The 15,493-nt window shown below is 59.9% G+C and carries 11 protein-coding genes; 5 read left to right on the forward strand and 6 right to left on the reverse strand.

Annotated elements, in window-relative coordinates; all coding sequences use genetic code 11:
• Window positions 1-37: 37 nt before the first annotated feature.
• The 3 genes from BLR97_RS15695 (at window position 38) to recC (ending at window position 4,376) form a co-directional block, all read left to right on the forward strand.
• The gene (locus tag BLR97_RS15695; protein ID WP_089707465.1) at window positions 38-334 is read left to right on the forward strand and encodes a type II toxin-antitoxin system RelE/ParE family toxin; all 297 of its coding nucleotides are present in this window, start codon (window positions 38-40) and stop codon (window positions 332-334) included.
• 4 nt (window positions 335-338) lie between these two features.
• Window positions 339-653, forward strand: a complete 315-nt coding sequence (locus BLR97_RS15700) for an addiction module antidote protein (protein ID WP_089707466.1) — start codon at window positions 339-341, stop codon at window positions 651-653.
• A gap of 153 nt (window positions 654-806) precedes the next feature.
• Window positions 807-4,376: an exodeoxyribonuclease V subunit gamma gene (recC, locus tag BLR97_RS15705; RefSeq protein ID WP_089707467.1), complete on the forward strand. Its 3,570-nt coding sequence runs from the start codon at window positions 807-809 to the stop codon at window positions 4,374-4,376.
• Between the two features lie 48 nt (window positions 4,377-4,424).
• On the opposite strand, the gene pncB is transcribed toward recC, so the two are convergent.
• Complete coding sequence (pncB, locus tag BLR97_RS15710; RefSeq protein WP_089707468.1) at window positions 4,425-5,606, reverse strand: nicotinate phosphoribosyltransferase; 1,182 nt, start codon at window positions 5,604-5,606, stop codon at window positions 4,425-4,427.
• A 288-nt stretch (window positions 5,607-5,894) separates the two neighbouring features.
• Between pncB and recB the strand changes: the two genes are divergently transcribed.
• Together recB and recD are read left to right on the forward strand one after the other, a co-directional pair.
• On the forward strand, window positions 5,895-9,659 hold the full coding sequence (gene recB / locus BLR97_RS15715; RefSeq protein ID WP_089707469.1) for an exodeoxyribonuclease V subunit beta: 3,765 nt from the start codon (window positions 5,895-5,897) through the stop codon (window positions 9,657-9,659).
• Window positions 9,656-12,013, forward strand: coding sequence for an exodeoxyribonuclease V subunit alpha (recD, locus tag BLR97_RS15720; protein ID WP_089707470.1), 2,358 nt, complete (start codon window positions 9,656-9,658; stop codon window positions 12,011-12,013). The genes recB and recD overlap by 4 nt, the downstream gene beginning before the upstream one ends.
• 66 nt (window positions 12,014-12,079) lie before the next feature.
• Here the strand turns inward: recD and BLR97_RS15725 are convergent, their stop codons facing one another.
• The 5 genes from BLR97_RS15725 to BLR97_RS15745 all read right to left on the reverse strand — a co-directional run bounded on the left by BLR97_RS15725 (window position 12,080) and on the right by BLR97_RS15745 (window position 15,180).
• A complete protein-coding gene (locus BLR97_RS15725) occupies window positions 12,080-12,496 on the reverse strand; it encodes a hypothetical protein (protein ID WP_089707471.1) in 417 nt (138 codons plus the stop codon).
• Between the two features lie 58 nt (window positions 12,497-12,554).
• A complete protein-coding gene (locus tag BLR97_RS15730; protein ID WP_211605170.1) occupies window positions 12,555-13,427 on the reverse strand; it encodes a restriction endonuclease in 873 nt (290 codons plus the stop codon).
• A gap of 104 nt (window positions 13,428-13,531) precedes the next feature.
• Window positions 13,532-14,104, reverse strand: a complete 573-nt coding sequence (locus tag BLR97_RS15735) for a hypothetical protein (RefSeq protein ID WP_089707472.1) — start codon at window positions 14,102-14,104, stop codon at window positions 13,532-13,534.
• 83 nt (window positions 14,105-14,187) lie between these two features.
• Window positions 14,188-14,868, reverse strand: coding sequence for a hypothetical protein (locus BLR97_RS15740; protein ID WP_089707473.1), 681 nt, complete (start codon window positions 14,866-14,868; stop codon window positions 14,188-14,190).
• A gap of 105 nt (window positions 14,869-14,973) precedes the next feature.
• Window positions 14,974-15,180 (reverse strand): hypothetical protein, encoded by a 207-nt coding sequence (locus BLR97_RS15745; RefSeq protein ID WP_089707474.1) that lies wholly within the window; start codon window positions 15,178-15,180, stop codon window positions 14,974-14,976.
• Between the last annotated feature and the right edge of the window lie 313 nt (window positions 15,181-15,493).

Consider the following 15,493-nt stretch of genomic DNA (forward strand, 5'->3'; position numbering starts at 1 on the left):
AGTTGACACCTATAGCACTGCCAACTACAGTTATCACATGATCGAGTTGATTAAAACCGATGTCTTCGACGGATGGCTACGTGAGCTGCGCGATATCCGCGCCCGCGCCAAGATCGAAACACGCATCCGACGCTTGAGCTTGGGCAACCCCGGCGACGTGAAACCGGTCGGTGAAGGAATTTCTGAGCTGCGAATTCCCTATGGACCAGGCTACCGCATTTACTACATTACAAAGGGGCCAGTGATCGTAGTACTGCTGTGCGGTGGTGACAAAGCCAGCCAGTCCCGCGACATCGAACAGGCCAAAGCCATTGCCGCGCAATGGAAGGAGTAACTCCATGACCGTTACTAACGTCACTTTCAGTCACTACGATACTGCCGATTACCTTCAAACTGAGGAGGATATTGCAGCTTATCTGGACGCAGTGATGGAAGAAAATGATCCCGCCCTGCTGGCAGCCGCCCTCGGTGATATCGCCCGTGCACGCAACATGAGCCAACTTGCCAAGGACGTGGGCATGAGCCGCGAAGGGCTCTACAAGGCCTTGTCTGGGGAAGGCAATCCGGCATTTTCAACCATCAGCAAGGTTGCTAACTCCCTGGGATTGCGCCTATCCATCGAACCACTTTCACGACCCAAAGCGCATAGATAGCTAACGTCTATTGTGTGCTCTTACATTTCTACTCAGCGGCAACTGATGCTGCAAGGCCCGCGCCTTGCCTGAAGCCCTTTGGCGCGGCAATGTTTCGCAAGCGAAACTTCAAGAATCCTAGCCACCCCCACTGCCGTGAAGGAACACCGCCGCATGTCTGCCAATCCGTCGCTCCTCGATACGCCGCCGTTAACGCCAGGATTCATGGTAGTGCATGGCAATCGCCTGGAAGACCTGCGCGGGCTGGCGGTTGAGTGGATGCGCCTGTACCCGCTCTCGCCATTGGAGAACGAAACCATTCTGGTGCAGAGCAACGGCATCGGGCAGTGGCTGAAGCTGGCGCTGGCGGAAGACCCGGACAACGGCGGCGCGGGGATTGCCGCGGCGCTGGACGTGATGCTGCCCGCGCGGTTTTTGTGGCAGGCCTACCGCACGGTGCTAACCCATGTCTCACAACATGAAGACGCCGTGCCGGAAACCTCGCCGTTCGATAAATCGCGCCTGGTCTGGCGGCTTTTACGCCTGCTGCCCACCCTGGCGGAGCAGGACGTGTTCGCACCACTGGCGCAGTTTCTTGAAGTCGACCGCGACCAGCGCAAGCACTACCAGTTGGCCGAGCGGCTTGCGGATCTGTTCGACCAGTATCAGGTCTACCGCGCCGACTGGCTGGACGCCTGGGCCAACGGCGACGACGTGCTGATTAGCGCAAGGGGCGAGTCCCGCCCGCTGGAAGACCACCAGCGCTGGCAGCCCGCCCTGTGGCGCATTCTGCGCGACGATGTCGCCGCCACCCAGGGCGAAGCGGGCCTCAACAGCAGCCGCGCCCAAGTCCACCGCCGCTTTTTGAACGCCACCGAACAGCTGGAAGGCCAACCCTGCCCGCAGGGCCTGCCCCGTCGGCTGATCATATTCGGCATTTCATCGCTGCCCCAGCAGACGCTGGAAGCGCTGGCCGCGCTCTCGCGCTGCTGCCAGATCGTGCTCTGCGTGCACAACCCCTGCCAGTTCTACTGGGCGGATATCATCGAGCATAAGGATCTGCTGCGCGCCAACCGCTACCGCCAGCGGCGCAAGACCGGCATGCCCGAAGCGCTAGATGTGCTCGGCACCGGCGACGCCGACGATGCCCTGCACCTGCACGCCCAACCGCTGCTCGCCGCCTGGGGCAAACAGGGCCGCGACTACTTGCGCCTGCTGGATGAGCACGACGACACCGGCGACTACCAGACCCTGTTCGAACAACAGGCGCTGCGCATTGATATGTTCGAGCCGTTCTCTGGCGAGCGCGGCTGCCTGCTCAGCCAGTTGCAGGACGACATCCGCGAGCTACGCCCGGTGGCCGAAACCCAAACCCACTGGCCCGCCCTCGACCCGGCGGATGACTCATTGGTGTTTCATATCGCCCACGGCCCCCAGCGGGAAGTCGAGATTCTCCACGACCAGCTACTGGCCGCGTTCAGCGCCGACCCCGAGCTGCGCCCGCGGGATATCATCGTCATGGTGCCGGACATCGACCGCTACGCGCCACACATCGAAGCGGTGTTCGGCCAGCTGCCGTCGGACGACCCGCGCTTCATCCCCTACACGCTTTCCGACCAGGCCAGCCGCCACCGCCTGCCGCTGATGATTGCGCTGGAAAAGCTGCTGCGCCTGCCGGAGCTGCGCCTGTCGGTCAGCGACCTTCTCGACCTTCTCGACGTGCCCGCCCTGCGCCAGCGCTTCGGGTTGGAAGAACGCGACCTGCCGGTACTGGAACGCTGGATGGAAGGCGCGGGCATTCGCTGGGGGCTGAATGCCAAACAGCGCCAAAGCCTGGCGCTGCCCGGCGGGCTTAGCCAGAACACCTGGGCGTTTGGCCTGCGCCGCCTGCTGCTGGGTTACACCGTGGGCGAAGGCGACGCCTGGCAAGGCATCGAGCCGTTCGACGATATCGGCGGGCTTGAAGCGGGCCTCGCCGGGCCGCTGGCCACGCTGTTGGAAAAACTCGAGGACACCTGGGAAACCTTCCGCCAGCCCACCGATGCCGCCAGCTGGGTGGAACGGCTTCGCACGTTGATGGAAACCTTCTTCCTCACCGACGACGCCCAGGAAAGCGTGATGCTCACCAAGCTGGAAAACGGCCTTCAGCAACTGCTGGAAAGCAGCAGCGAAGCCCAGCTTGCCGACCCGCTGCCGCTTTCCATGGTGCGCGAGCACTGGCTGGCACAGATCGACGAGCACAGCCTTTCCCAGCGCTTTCTAGCCGGGGCGGTCAACTTCGCCACACTGATGCCCATGCGCGCCATTCCGTTCAAGCGCGTGTGCCTGCTGGGCATGAACGACGGCGAATACCCGCGCTCGCAGCCGCCGCTGGATTTCGACCTGATGGGCAGCGACTACCGCCCCGGCGACCGCTCGCGCCGGGAAGACGACCGCTACCTGTTTCTCGAAGCGCTACTCTCCGCCCGCGACCAGCTCTACATCAGCTGGGTAGGCCGCAGCCAGATCGACAACACCCCGCTGCCGCCCTCGGTGCTGGTCGGCCAGCTACGCGACCACCTGGCCGCCGGCTGGGCTTATGGCAGCGACACACCGCTGCTCGACACGCTGACCACCGAGCACCCGTTGCAGCCGTTCAGCCGCGCGTACTTCCAGAGCGGGGAGGACACCGGGCGACTGTTTACCTTTGCCCATGAATGGCGCGAGATCCACGCCCCGCACACGCCCCCTAGCACCCAAGCTGCGCTACCCAAGCCGGAAAACATCCCCACCAGCCTTAACCTCGGCCAACTGGGCGGCTTTCTGCGTGAGCCGGTGCGCACCTTCTTCAATACCCGGCTAGGCGTGTATTTCGAGCAGGAGGCCATCGCCGAGCTGGACGCCGAACCCTTTACGCTGGACGGTCTGCAAAACTGGCAGTTGCAGGATCGGCTGATTGCCGCCCAGCGCCGCGCGGTGGATAACGGCGAGCCGCGCCTGGAGGCGCTGAACGCAGAACTTGAACGCTTCCAGGGCCAGGGCGTGCTCGCCATGGGTGCGTTTGGCGAACGCATGCGCAACGCCCTGGCCGAGCCGATGGACGACCTGTTCAGCGCTTACGAAGAGGCGCTGGCCCAGTGGCCGGTGGCGCTAAGCGCCCCGGAAGCCATTCACGTAGAAGGTAACGACGGCATCGTGCTGGAAGACTGGCTGGGCGAGCTGCGCCACAACGAACAGGGTGAACGCTGCCGGTTGTTGCTGCTCAGCAGCAGCCTGATCAGCCAGGGCAGCGGGCGCGGCCAATACCGTTGGGCTCACCTGCTGCGCCCCTGGGCCGCCCACCTGGCGGGGAACCTGAGCGGCCCGATGACCACCCAGCTGCTTTCCAAAGCGGGCAACATTACGCTAAACCCCATCGCCGCCGATACCGCCCGTACCCATCTACTCACCCAGCTAAACGCCTGGCAGCACGGCCTGGAAGCCCCGCTACCGCTGGCGCCCCAGGCGGCGTTTGCCTGGCTGACCAAGCTAGGCACGCCAGAGATGGCGGAAGAAAAAGGCCGGGAAAGCGACGCCTACGCCGCCGCCGAGTCCACCTATGAAGGCGGGCGTTTTCAGACCGGCGAAGTCGCCCAAAGCGCCTACCTGAGCCACCAGTGGCCGCGCTTCGAGCGGTTATTTAACGAGCAAACCCAACACGGCCACCGCTTCGCCACGCTCACCGAGGCGCTCTACGCCCCGCTGCACTATTCGGTTAAGGGATGAAGAGACTTGGCCTGAAGCGTCCGCAAGCGCGGCTAGTGTTAGCAATAGCTAAGGATTCTCGCGGGTAAGCGACAAAATCCGCTTGGCCAGCGAAATCATTTCCGGGTCGCCGGTGTTCTTTTCCGCCACATCGGAAAGCTTGATCACCGGTAGCCAGCCCTGCCCTTCCGGGCGCGCCTCGACCATCTTGACCACCATGTTCATCGGCTCAACGCCCACATCGTTGGTAAAGTTGGTGCCGATACCGAACGCCATCCCGATGCGATCCTGGCAAAAGGCATGAATATGCTCGACCCTTTCCGGGGTCAGCGAATCGGAGAAGATAATCGTCTTGCTCAGCGGATTAATGCCCAAGCGTTCGTAGTGGGCGATGGTCTGGGACGCAAACTCAATGGGATCGCCGCTATCGTGGCGCACGCCATCAAACAACTTGGCGAACTTCTTATCGAAGCTGTCAAAAAAAGCCCGCGAGGTAAAGGTATCGGTTAAGGCGATCCCCAGATCTCCGCGATACACATCCACCCAATGCTCAAGGGCAAGGCTATTGGCCATTTTGAAACCAAAGCGGGCACCGTGGAACATAAACCACTCGTGGGCGTGAGTGCCGATCGGTTTAACGCCGTGGCGCATGGCCAGCAGAACATTACTGGTGCCGCTAAACGCCTCGCCGCCGTAATGGCCAAGCGCGCCCACCACGCGATCGTGAACGTCAAACGAGAAGCGCCGCCGGGTGCCGAACTCGGCAATCTTCAGCCCTAAACGGCGGTAGAGTTCGATCTTCTCCTGAGCGCGCTGCTCAATCACCGCATCGGCCTCAGGCGGGATCGAAACACCGCGCACGCGATACCAAAGCTCGCTGATCAACGCCATCAACGGCACTTCCCAGAGAATGGTGCGGTACCAAGGCCCTTCGATAATCACCGAAAGGTCGCTCCCCTGCTGCTCGATAATCACCTCGCTGGGGTTGTAGTGAAACCCGGCAAGGAAGTCGAGATAGGTAGGGTCGAGATAAGGGCAGGTTATTTCGAGGTAGCGCTTTTCCTCATCGCTCAGGCGAAGATCCGCCATCTTATCGACCTCGCGGCGCAACGCATCACCGAAGCCTTCAGGAAAAGCGTGCTCGCCACGATTGATAAACGCGTAACGCGCATGGGCATAAGGAAAGCGTTTGATCACGGCGTTCTGCATCGTGATCTTATAGAAGTCATTATCCAGCAGCGATGTCAGCATGAGATCCCATCGTTAGAGTGAACCGAAGCCGCCGGTAGCGTAAACTCATTGCACCAAGAGTGGCTCGGCGACAAGATTATCAGGTGGCGGGGTTCTCATATAGTCTATAGCTCGGGAGTGCTGGATACATACCTGCCTGGGTGTCGACGACAGATTTCCGCGAGGGCGCTGTGAACCCATCCCTGGGCGCTACTTTTTCCATCCCTGGAAAAAAACCCTCGCTTCAATCTGCCCTCACACCCCGCTATCGAGCGTTTTGTTTCTATCGTCGATTACCGGAGATCAGTGATGAGCCAGCCCGCACCACTCAATCCATTGCGTCTACCGCTCCACGGCAGCCGCCTGATAGAGGCAAGCGCGGGCACCGGCAAAACCTTCACCATCGCGCTGCTTTATGTACGCCTGGTGCTGGGCGGCCAACACAGCGACGACGACACTGCCTTCGTGCGCCCGCTAACCCCGCCGGAAATCCTCGTGGTCACCTTCACCAACGCCGCCACCCAGGAGCTGCGCGAGCGTATCCGCAACCGACTGGTAGAAGCCTCTGGCGTTTTTCGTAAGGCACCTGTCGCGAAGGAAGCAGGTCACGGAGAGGGTCTTTTTCCAGGGATGGAAAAAGTAGCGCCCAAGGATGGGTTCACAGCGCCCTCGGAGTGGCCTGCTTCCGAGCCGTCTGCTGATGACCCGCTGCTTCTCCAGCTCCGCGACCAATACGACCCGGCCACCTGGCCCGCCTGCGCCCGCCGCCTGGAACTGGCCGCCGAATGGATGGACGAGGCCGCCGTCTCCACCATTCACAGCTGGTGCTACCGCATGCTGCGCGAACACGCCTTTGACAGCGGCAGCCTGTTCTCCCTCGACCTGGAAAACGACCAGCACGAACTCGAACAGGAAGTCGTCCGCGACTACTGGCGCACCTTCTACTACCCACTGGATGCCGAGGCGCTGGGCAACATCACCCGCTACTGGCAATCCCCCGATGCGCTGCACGCCCAGGTCGCCCGGCTGCTGCCCGAAAGCGAGGCCCTGGGCAGCGAGCGCCCAGAACCCGCCGACACGCTCAGCGCCGCCGAGGCCGAACGCCGCGCCACGTTAAGCGAACTCAAAGCCCCCTGGCCCGCCTGGCTGGATGAACTCGGCCCCGCCCTTGAAGACGCCGCCAAGCGCAAAGCCTTCAAAGGCCAAAGCTTCAACGCCCGCAGCCGCACCAATTGGCTGGGCGCGCTGCGCGAATGGAGCGAAAGCGACGCCGACCGCCCGGCGCTCACCGACGCCGCCTGGAAGCGCATGACGCCGGACGGCATGGCCGAGATATGGAAAGACGGCGCACCGCCCTGCCCGGAGGTATGGCAAGCGCTGGCCGAACTGCCCGCCGCGCTCGACGCCCTGCCCGAACCGCGCAACGACCTGCTGATTCACGCCGTGCAGTGGTGCAAGGTACGCCTGGAACGCGAGCAGGAACGCCGCGCCGAAATGGGCCCCAACGACCTGCTCACCCACCTGGACCGCGCCCTGCAAGGCCCCAACCGCGAAGCACTGACCGCGCAGATTCTGCGCCAGTTCCCCGTGGCGCTGATCGACGAATTCCAGGACACCGACCCCATCCAGTACCGCATCTTCAACGCGGTGTTCGAGGTCGCCAGGCCCCGGCGCGATGCCGCCATCCTGTTGATCGGCGATCCCAAGCAGGCCATCTACGCGTTTCGCGGCGCGGATATCTTCACCTACCTGCAGGCCCGACAGGACACCGCCGGTCGCCACGTCACGCTGGGCACCAACTTCCGTTCCAGCCGCGCCATGGTCGAGGCGGTCAACCACTGCTTCCGCTACGCCGACCAGCACCCCGCCGGGGCGTTCCTGTTCCGCGAGGGTAACGACAACCCGCTGCCCTTCAACCCGGTGGGCGCCAAAGGCCGCGACGAACAGCTGGTGCACCAGGGCCAGCCACTGCCCGCGATGACGCTGTGGCCGCTTGAAAGCGACGAGCCGCTGTCCAAAACCGCCTACCAGACCGAAATGGCCGAGCGCTGCGCCTCGTACATGACGGAACTGCTCGAGGCAGGCCAGCAGGCAGAAAGCGGCTTTCAAGACGGCGACGCGCTTACACCGCTCAAGCCATCCGACATGGCGGTGCTGGTCAACGGCCTGCAGGAAGCCCGCGCCATTCGTCTGGCGCTGGCCAGCCGTGGCGTCAAAAGCGTCTACCTCTCCGACCACGACAAGGTATTCAGCTCGCCCATGGCCCCCCAGGTAGAACGCTGGCTGCGCGCCTGTGCCGAGCCGCTGGCGAGCTCCCGCCAGGCCGAAGCCCACCTGCGCGCGGCCCTGGCCACCCCGGTGCTGGGCCTGACGCTGGCCGACCTGGACCACCTGCAACAAAGCGAGCTGGCCTGGGAAGAACGCGTGGAGCAGTTCAGCCACTACCACCGGCTTTGGCAGCGCCAGGGCGTGCTGCCGCTGGTGCGCCGCATGATGGTGGACTTCGACATCCCCGCCCGCCTGCTAGAGGCGTTCGAGGACGGTGAGCGCTTGCTAACCGACCTGCTGCACCTGGGCGAACTGCTCCAGCAGGCAAGCCAGGAGCTGGACGGCGAACACGCGCTGATTCGCTTTCTGTATGACGCCATCGCCGACCCGGACAGCCACGGCGACAGCCACAAACTGCGCCTGGAAAGCGACGCCGATCTGGTCAAGGTGGTCACCATCCACAAATCCAAGGGGCTCGAATACCCGCTGGTGTTTCTGCCGTTTATCGCCAACCACCGCCCGGTGAAAGCCGGCGACGTACCGCTGCGCTGGCACGACGGCGAAGGCCACCTGCAACTCAGCCTGGACGCCGACGAGGCCACGCTTGCCACCGCCGACCGCGAACGCCTGGGCGAAGACCTGCGCAAGCTCTACGTCGCGCTGACCCGCGCCCGCCACGCCACCTGGCTGGGGCTCGCGCCGCTCAAAGGCATGGAAGACAGCGCCATCGGCCACCTGATCAACGGCGGCGAAGCTATGTCGCCGGACACGCTCAGCGCAAAACTTACCGACCTGGCCGCAGACAGCGATATCCACGTTGACGAACCGCCCGCGCCCACCGCCCAGCGGCTAACGCCCCCCAAGGACACCGCCGCGCTGGGCCACGCCCGCACGCCGCTGCGCCCGGCCAAGGAACACTGGTGGATTGCCAGCTACTCGGCGCTGCGCCTTTCCGGCACGCTGACCGCCCCGGTCACCACGCCGCTGGAACCCACCACCGCCCAGGAAGCCACGGCGTTCGAGGTGCTGGACGAACCCCAGGATCTTACCCAGCCGGAAGCGTTTCACCTGCATAAATTCCCGAGAGGCCCTGGACCCGGCACCTTTCTGCACGGGCTGCTGGAATGGGCGGGCCGGCAAGGCTTTGACGCCGCCGCGAGCGACGCCGAGAGCCTTGACGATATGCTCTGGCGGCGGGTGCAACTGCGCGGCTGGCAGAAGTGGCAGGAGCCGCTTTCCGGCTGGCTGACCGCGCTGCTCACCACGCCGCTGCCGCTCGCCTCTCAACAAAGCGTCGCGCTCACCGAGCTTGCCAGTTACCAGGTCGAGCTAGAGTTCTGGCTGGCCGCCAAGCAGGTCAATACCCAGGCCATCGACGCGCTGGTTAGCAAGCACTTACTGCCGGGATACGAGCGACCCGCGCTGGATAGCGACAGCCTGAACGGCATGCTCAAGGGCTTTATTGATCTGGCCTTCGAGCACCAGGGGCGTTTTTACGTGCTCGACTGGAAATCCAACTACCTGGGGCCGGACGACAGCGCCTACGAACCGGACGCCCTGCGCCACGCACTGCTCGCCAAGCGCTACGACCTGCAGGCCGCACTGTACCTGCTGGCGATGCACCGGCTGCTCAAGGCGCGCCTGCCCAACTACGACCCGCACCAGCACTTGGGCGGCTCGATGACGGTGTTCCTGCGCGGCAGCCGCAGCCCAGGGCGCGGCGTGTATACCGAAGCCGCCCCCGTGGCATTGATCGAAGCACTGGATGGCCTGTTTACAGGTACGGCACAGGAGGCCACCGCATGAGCGGTTCACAACACGACCACCACACGCCCGACCTGTTCGGCGACGCCCCCGAAGCCGACCAGCCAAGCGCCCCAGCGCAAGTGAACGCTCACCTCGCGCTAAGCGATACCGGCGAGCTACTGGCGCTATGCGAGCGCTGGGTCGCCCGAGGCTGGCTGCGCGACCTGGACCGCGCCCTGGTGCGCTTTCTAGCCACGGAAGCCCCGGACGCCCCGCCGCTGCTGTTGCTAGGCGCGGCGCTGGCCAGCCACCAGCTCGGCCGCGGCCACGTGTGCCTGGATATCAACGCCACGCTCAACGCGCCGGACTTCGCGCTTTCGCTACCCCCGGAAGGCGACGACCTCACCGACCCGCCGCCGCTGCCCAGCGAGGTGCTGGCCACGCTGACGCTGCCCGACTGGCAAGCCGCACTTAACCACCCCACGCTAATCAGCCAAGGCCCCGGCAACACGCCACTAGTACGCAGCGACAGCGAACACACCACCCGCCTCTACCTGCGCCGCTACTGGCAGTATGAACAAACCCTGCACCAGGAAATCGCCAACCGCCTCACCCCAAAGGATGGCGATGAGCTTAATAGCACTTGTAGGAGCCCGAGTCATTGGTGGTTCGACACATCGGCGATAGATTCAGGCACGGAGCCAAATGGCACTTGTAGGAGCCCGATTCATCGGGCGATGGATGACGCCAGTCATCCCGATCTACTCCCCAACGCCCTAAACACCCTCTTCCAACCCACCACCACCCTGGACTGGCAAAAAACCGCCTGCGCCCTAGCCGCCCGCAACCGCTTCGGGGTAATAACCGGCGGCCCCGGCACCGGCAAAACCACCACCGTGGTGCGCCTGCTCGCCCTGCTGCAAACCCTGCAGCTGGCCCAATCGCCCACGCAACCGCTGCGCATTCGCCTCGCCGCGCCCACCGGCAAAGCCGCCGCCCGGCTGAATGAATCCATCGCCGGGCAGGTAAGCGTGCTGCCCATTGATGCGTTGGCCGAGTTGTGCGATGACGCCGTCACCGAGCAGCTACAAGCGTCTATCCCCACCGAGGTGACGACGCTTCACCGACTATTAGGCGCACGCCCCGACACCCGCCACTTCCGCCACAACGCCGCCAACCCGCTAGCGTTGGACGTGCTGGTGATCGACGAAGCCTCGATGGTGGATATCGAAATGATGACCGCCGTGCTCAGCGCCCTGCCTGCCCAGGCGCAGCTGGTGCTGCTGGGCGATAAAGACCAGCTGGCATCGGTAGAAGCCGGTGCCGTGCTCGGCGACCTGTGCCGCCGCGCCGAGGCCGCCCACTACACCCCGGAAACCGCCCAATGGCTGGAAAACGCCACCGGCCAGCCGCTGCCGGAGCACTACCTGGACACCAACGGCCAGCCGCTCGACCAGGCGATTACCATGCTGCGGGTCAGCCATCGTTTTAACGCCGAAAGCGGCATCGGCCAACTGGCCCAGGCCATCAACCAGCCAAGCCACACCCAAAGCGAACGCGAAAAGCACCAAGCGGTGCATGGCGTACTGCGCCACGGCTATCCGGATCTGCACCATCTGGTGCTGGGCGGTAACGCCGAAAGCCGCGAAGAAGACACCGCGCTGGATAAGCTGGTGATTCACGGCAGTCCCGATGCGTTTCCAAGCGCAGGCGAAGGCCGCACCGACCATGAAGGCTCGCCCATCGCCCCTCCCACGGGCTACCGCCACTACCTGAACACGCTAAAAGCGCAGCGCCCGCAGGGGCTGGCGTTTGAGGAAGATAAAAAGGCGTATAACGCCTGGGCCGGCGCGGTACTCAGCGCCTACAGCCACTTTCAGCTGCTAAGCGCGCTGCGCAAAGGCCCCTGGGGGGTAGAAGGCCTGAACCTGCGCATCGCCAAAACGTTGCGCAGCGAAAAGCTGCTGTTTGGCAGCGACCACATACTGGAAAAAGGCTGGTATGAAGGCCGCCCGGTGCTGGTGACGCAAAACGACTACGGCCTGAAACTGATGAACGGCGATATCGGCATTACCCTGGCGGTACCGGACCCGCGCACTCCGGGTAAATCATTACTGCGCGTCGCCTTCCCCACCAGCGACCCGGAAAAACCCATCAACTGGGTGCTGCCTTCCCGCCTGCACGCGGTAGAAACCGTGTTCGCGATGACGGTACACAAATCCCAGGGCTCGGAGTTCCTGCACACCGCCCTGCTGCTACCGCCCACGCCCAACCCCATCCTCACCCGCGAGCTGGTCTACACCGGCATCACCCGCGCCCGCGAATGGCTAACGCTGATCGAAGCCAAGCGCGGGATATTGAATGATGCGGTGACTAGGGAGGTTATGAGGGTTAGTGGGTTGAAGGGAATTTAACGCTCGGCGTAGCGGGCAAATTGGAGTGAGGAACGAGCGGAAATTTAATCCGCCTGCCGCCGCTAGTTAAGCGCCTTCATGCCCAAACCCGATTCTGTGCCAAGCTTCTTTGAATTTTTCTTGATCGTATGATGCTGGTTGTAGCCAGAATGAAACCCGGCCATCTTTCTCTCCCCGATGAGCAAGGTTCTTGACTTCATCCGGGAGAAGAACGAACACATTTGGTTCTTTTGCTACGTTATTCACGATAACCCAGTAATCGCCCATCACTTTGTCGAGGGAGTTACCGAGAGGCACAGGGTTTCGTTTCGAGAGAGCTTTTACCTGCACGCCGATAAACTCTGTGCCATCCTTGTTGTAAGCGATGATATCGATGCCCCGTGCATTTCGTGACGTTGGCATAACGTTCCAACCCATGCATGATAACTTGTAGCAGGCGTAATACATGCCGATGTTGCCGGTTACCTGGGTCTCAAGCTTCATGCGAGATTCCTTATCGCTTAACGCTTGCCATCACGCGCTTGTCGCGTGCATGGCCTTGTTATCTCTCTTCGCCACTCTCGGTCTTTATTACGCCACTTTTGAAGATTGACGTCTTGGCGCCTCGCTGTAGATATTCAATCACCCCGACCAGTTCTTTTGAGAGGTCAATTTTTATCGGCTGAACATGAGGCTGTCCTATTTCATACACGAGCCTGAAAGACTTCATCTTCAGCCGCAGTCCGTTATACAGGAGGTATGCTTCCTCAAATTCGGCCTGTTCTTCAAATTCTCCATGATCAGAATCACCCTTAGGGCCAAGACGACTTTCTAGTTCGTAGAGCGAGTATTTCTGAGCACGCGCGACGTCGTCGATGATAATTTCATCGGTACGGCCGTTCATGTTGAGCCCTTGGGATACATCTATGCTGGTATTCTGCCTAACCCACTCCCTGTCTATGGCTGGGGCAAACTCCTTTGTTCTTGCGGCAGAACACACATGCATATTTATGCAAACAGTCTTAACAAGGGGTGTTCCATCCAGGCTCGTCCAGTCGGAATCGTTTTGCTCCCTTACAACCAGAAGGTCTATCCTATTTTGCTTTGCTTTCTTAATGGCTCCTGATTGGTAACCCCGCTTTGTTGCAAATAGAGCTCTGAGATCGGGAAGATCTCTAATCTTACCTACCAAAGCATCAATCTTTTCAACGCTAACGGTCGACTGGTAGTCCTTGCACTCGATGACTGTTTTATAAATTACGCCAACCAGTTCATACTCCCAGTACAAGTCAAACTCGCGTGCAACGCCGCAGTCGTCCACCAATTTCTTATTTCGCTCGATCTGTATGTTTTTCTGAGCTGTGATGCCTTCAGCATTCAAGAGGGCCTCATGAATTCGCCCGACAAACTCTTCGTATGCTTTACCGTCTTTCATCACAGCATCCAGATCGTAGAATTTGACGATAACACTTGCAGCATGCGCACCAGCGGAATGGAGCCTAAGGCGCAATATAGTTGGCGTCGCCGTGCCTGCATTTGTTAGGCATATAGTTGTTTTATAAGGTAAATGCCAGCTAACCCAGCAAATATAAAAGATGCAAGCAGGAAGTTTCGAGTATATCTAAATGATTTTTCTCCAGATTTAACTCGCTCCCATTCTTTTTTAAGCTCTTTCTGAACTTCTTCAACGAAGTGCTCCAGAGCCGTGTTGAATGAGCCACTTTGGAGGCTGTTAGGTGACGTGTACATCCTTTCTAGGTCTTCAAGCTGTGAAATCAGCTCCGTATGCTCATTGGGATTTAAACGGAGAAATATGGACGTCCTTTGTGATTCTATCTTATTGATACGCTCAACGTTCTGCCTAACAAATTCATTTCCGACATCTTCACCTCCGTGTGTCGCCGAAAAATAAAGCCAGCTAGTGTTGAGACTCAGAAGCGAACCCGAAAATTCAGAGACTTCCTGCCTGAGCGAGTCGATCCAAGACTGACGAAATTCAGAGACCTTTTGATCTTTTGAGATAATCAAATTCACCAAAGACCAAAAGCCCGAAATAAACGCCGCTGCAATAGCTCCGAGTGCGACATACACAGTTACTGGTAAGTTCTCCATACTCTCCTAATGTCTAACGCCCGGCACACGCGCCGGTTTGGAGCCGCGAAGCGGCGGAAAAGCGGTCGCCGTACTGCCGCTTGTTAGCTTACCTCTGCAACGTTCTCCACATGATATTTGTCATTTTCATCTAATACCAAGTCGAACATTTTGTTATAGGAATTCGTGTTTGCATCCTTACAGCTAACGATTAGCTTCAACTGCGAAGGCGCATCACCACTTTTCTCTGTATCCCACTTTAAAGTATGGGTTTGGCCTTCATTGAAGTAATGTACGATGCTTTTTGGATTTATTTGATCAATCTCTGGCACCGTACTAAAGCTAACACTGGATGCTGGCTTCCCTGAGTTGATTAACCCTATTTCAAATGAAACCTTCGGGCCCGATTTTGAGCGCCATCCTGCCGAAGTAATCGAAAAGTTAGGATGCGCCTCTCTCCTAGCCCTTATCTCTTCAATCTCTAAAGCCTTTAAATCAGCGTCCACTTGTTCTCGGGTCGCTTTAACAAGTTCTTTGTGTTGCTCTACAGACCTTTTCAACTCATCTGCCTGTAGCTCGAGTGCCTTGGTGTTTTGCCGCAATTCATTTTGCTGTTGAATATATCCAAGAATCAGCCAGAAAAGCATCAAAGGCCCGAATACTCCGGCGAAGAAATCGCCGAACTCATTTAAAGGCATCGTTTCAAGAAGCGGAAGACTACTCCACCTTAAAAATAAAATAGTCGCGACGTAGATTATGGTGACGATCACACCGAATATGGCCACACATCCCCCCTAAAAGCTAACGCCAGCCAGCATGCGCGGCTACGGAATGGAGGCGAAGCCGCAATGCAGTAGACGTCGCGTGCCTGGCCTTGTTATGCATTCTGATCAATCGCCACTTGCGGATTCCTTGATTTTGTCTCTTAGTTTCTTAAGGTTATCTTCTTCAATGGCCCAAGCAAGAATGCCTGCTTTGTGTGTATCGTCGCCAGCACCACATGCGCTCGTGATGATATCCACTGCAGCCGCCGTGGCACCTTCGTTTAAATGAAGCATACCGTAATGACTATATGCGTTTGCTTTACCTTCACTCATTGATCTATCTCCTTAATGTTGGCCTGCTTAGACCTTAATTGACGTGCATAACGCCGGCCAACATGCGCGCCTGCGAAATGGAGGCGAAGCCGCAATGTAGTAGGCGTCGCCGTGCTTGGCCTTGTTAAGTCACTCGCTTTTTGAGTCAGGCAAATGAATGTGGTTATGTATTTCAACCTTCAGGTTCTCGTTTTTGCCGGATATCTCCACACCGTTAACCCGCCTCATTCATCAGGAAGCCGAATGGGGGTGTTGAACCGCGGGATTGCCGGTACCGGCCTACTTCAACGTCATCAAGCCACTTGATAGCCGG

The organism is Vreelandella arcis, from assembly GCF_900103865.1.
Taxonomy (GTDB): Bacteria; Pseudomonadota; Gammaproteobacteria; order Pseudomonadales; family Halomonadaceae; genus Vreelandella; species Vreelandella arcis.

Bases quoted from the DNA above. Each gene is read 5' to 3' on its own strand.
- recB (WP_089707469.1), top strand. From the start codon at position 5,895: ATGAGCCAGCCCGCACCACTCAATCCATTGCGTCTACCGCTCCACGGC.
- BLR97_RS15700 (WP_089707466.1), top strand. From the start codon at position 339: ATGACCGTTACTAACGTCACTTTCAGTCACTACGATACTGCCGATTAC.
- BLR97_RS15735 (WP_089707472.1), bottom strand. From the start codon at position 14,104: ATGGAGAACTTACCAGTAACTGTGTATGTCGCACTCGGAGCTATTGCA.
- BLR97_RS15695 (WP_089707465.1), top strand. From the start codon at position 38: ATGATCGAGTTGATTAAAACCGATGTCTTCGACGGATGGCTACGTGAG.
- BLR97_RS15730 (WP_211605170.1), bottom strand. From the start codon at position 13,427: ATGAAAGACGGTAAAGCATACGAAGAGTTTGTCGGGCGAATTCATGAG.
- BLR97_RS15745 (WP_089707474.1), bottom strand. From the start codon at position 15,180: ATGAGTGAAGGTAAAGCAAACGCATATAGTCATTACGGTATGCTTCAT.
- recD (WP_089707470.1), top strand. From the start codon at position 9,656: ATGAGCGGTTCACAACACGACCACCACACGCCCGACCTGTTCGGCGAC.
- recC (WP_089707467.1), top strand. From the start codon at position 807: ATGTCTGCCAATCCGTCGCTCCTCGATACGCCGCCGTTAACGCCAGGA.
- BLR97_RS15725 (WP_089707471.1), bottom strand. From the start codon at position 12,496: ATGAAGCTTGAGACCCAGGTAACCGGCAACATCGGCATGTATTACGCC.
- pncB (WP_089707468.1), bottom strand. From the start codon at position 5,606: ATGCTGACATCGCTGCTGGATAATGACTTCTATAAGATCACGATGCAG.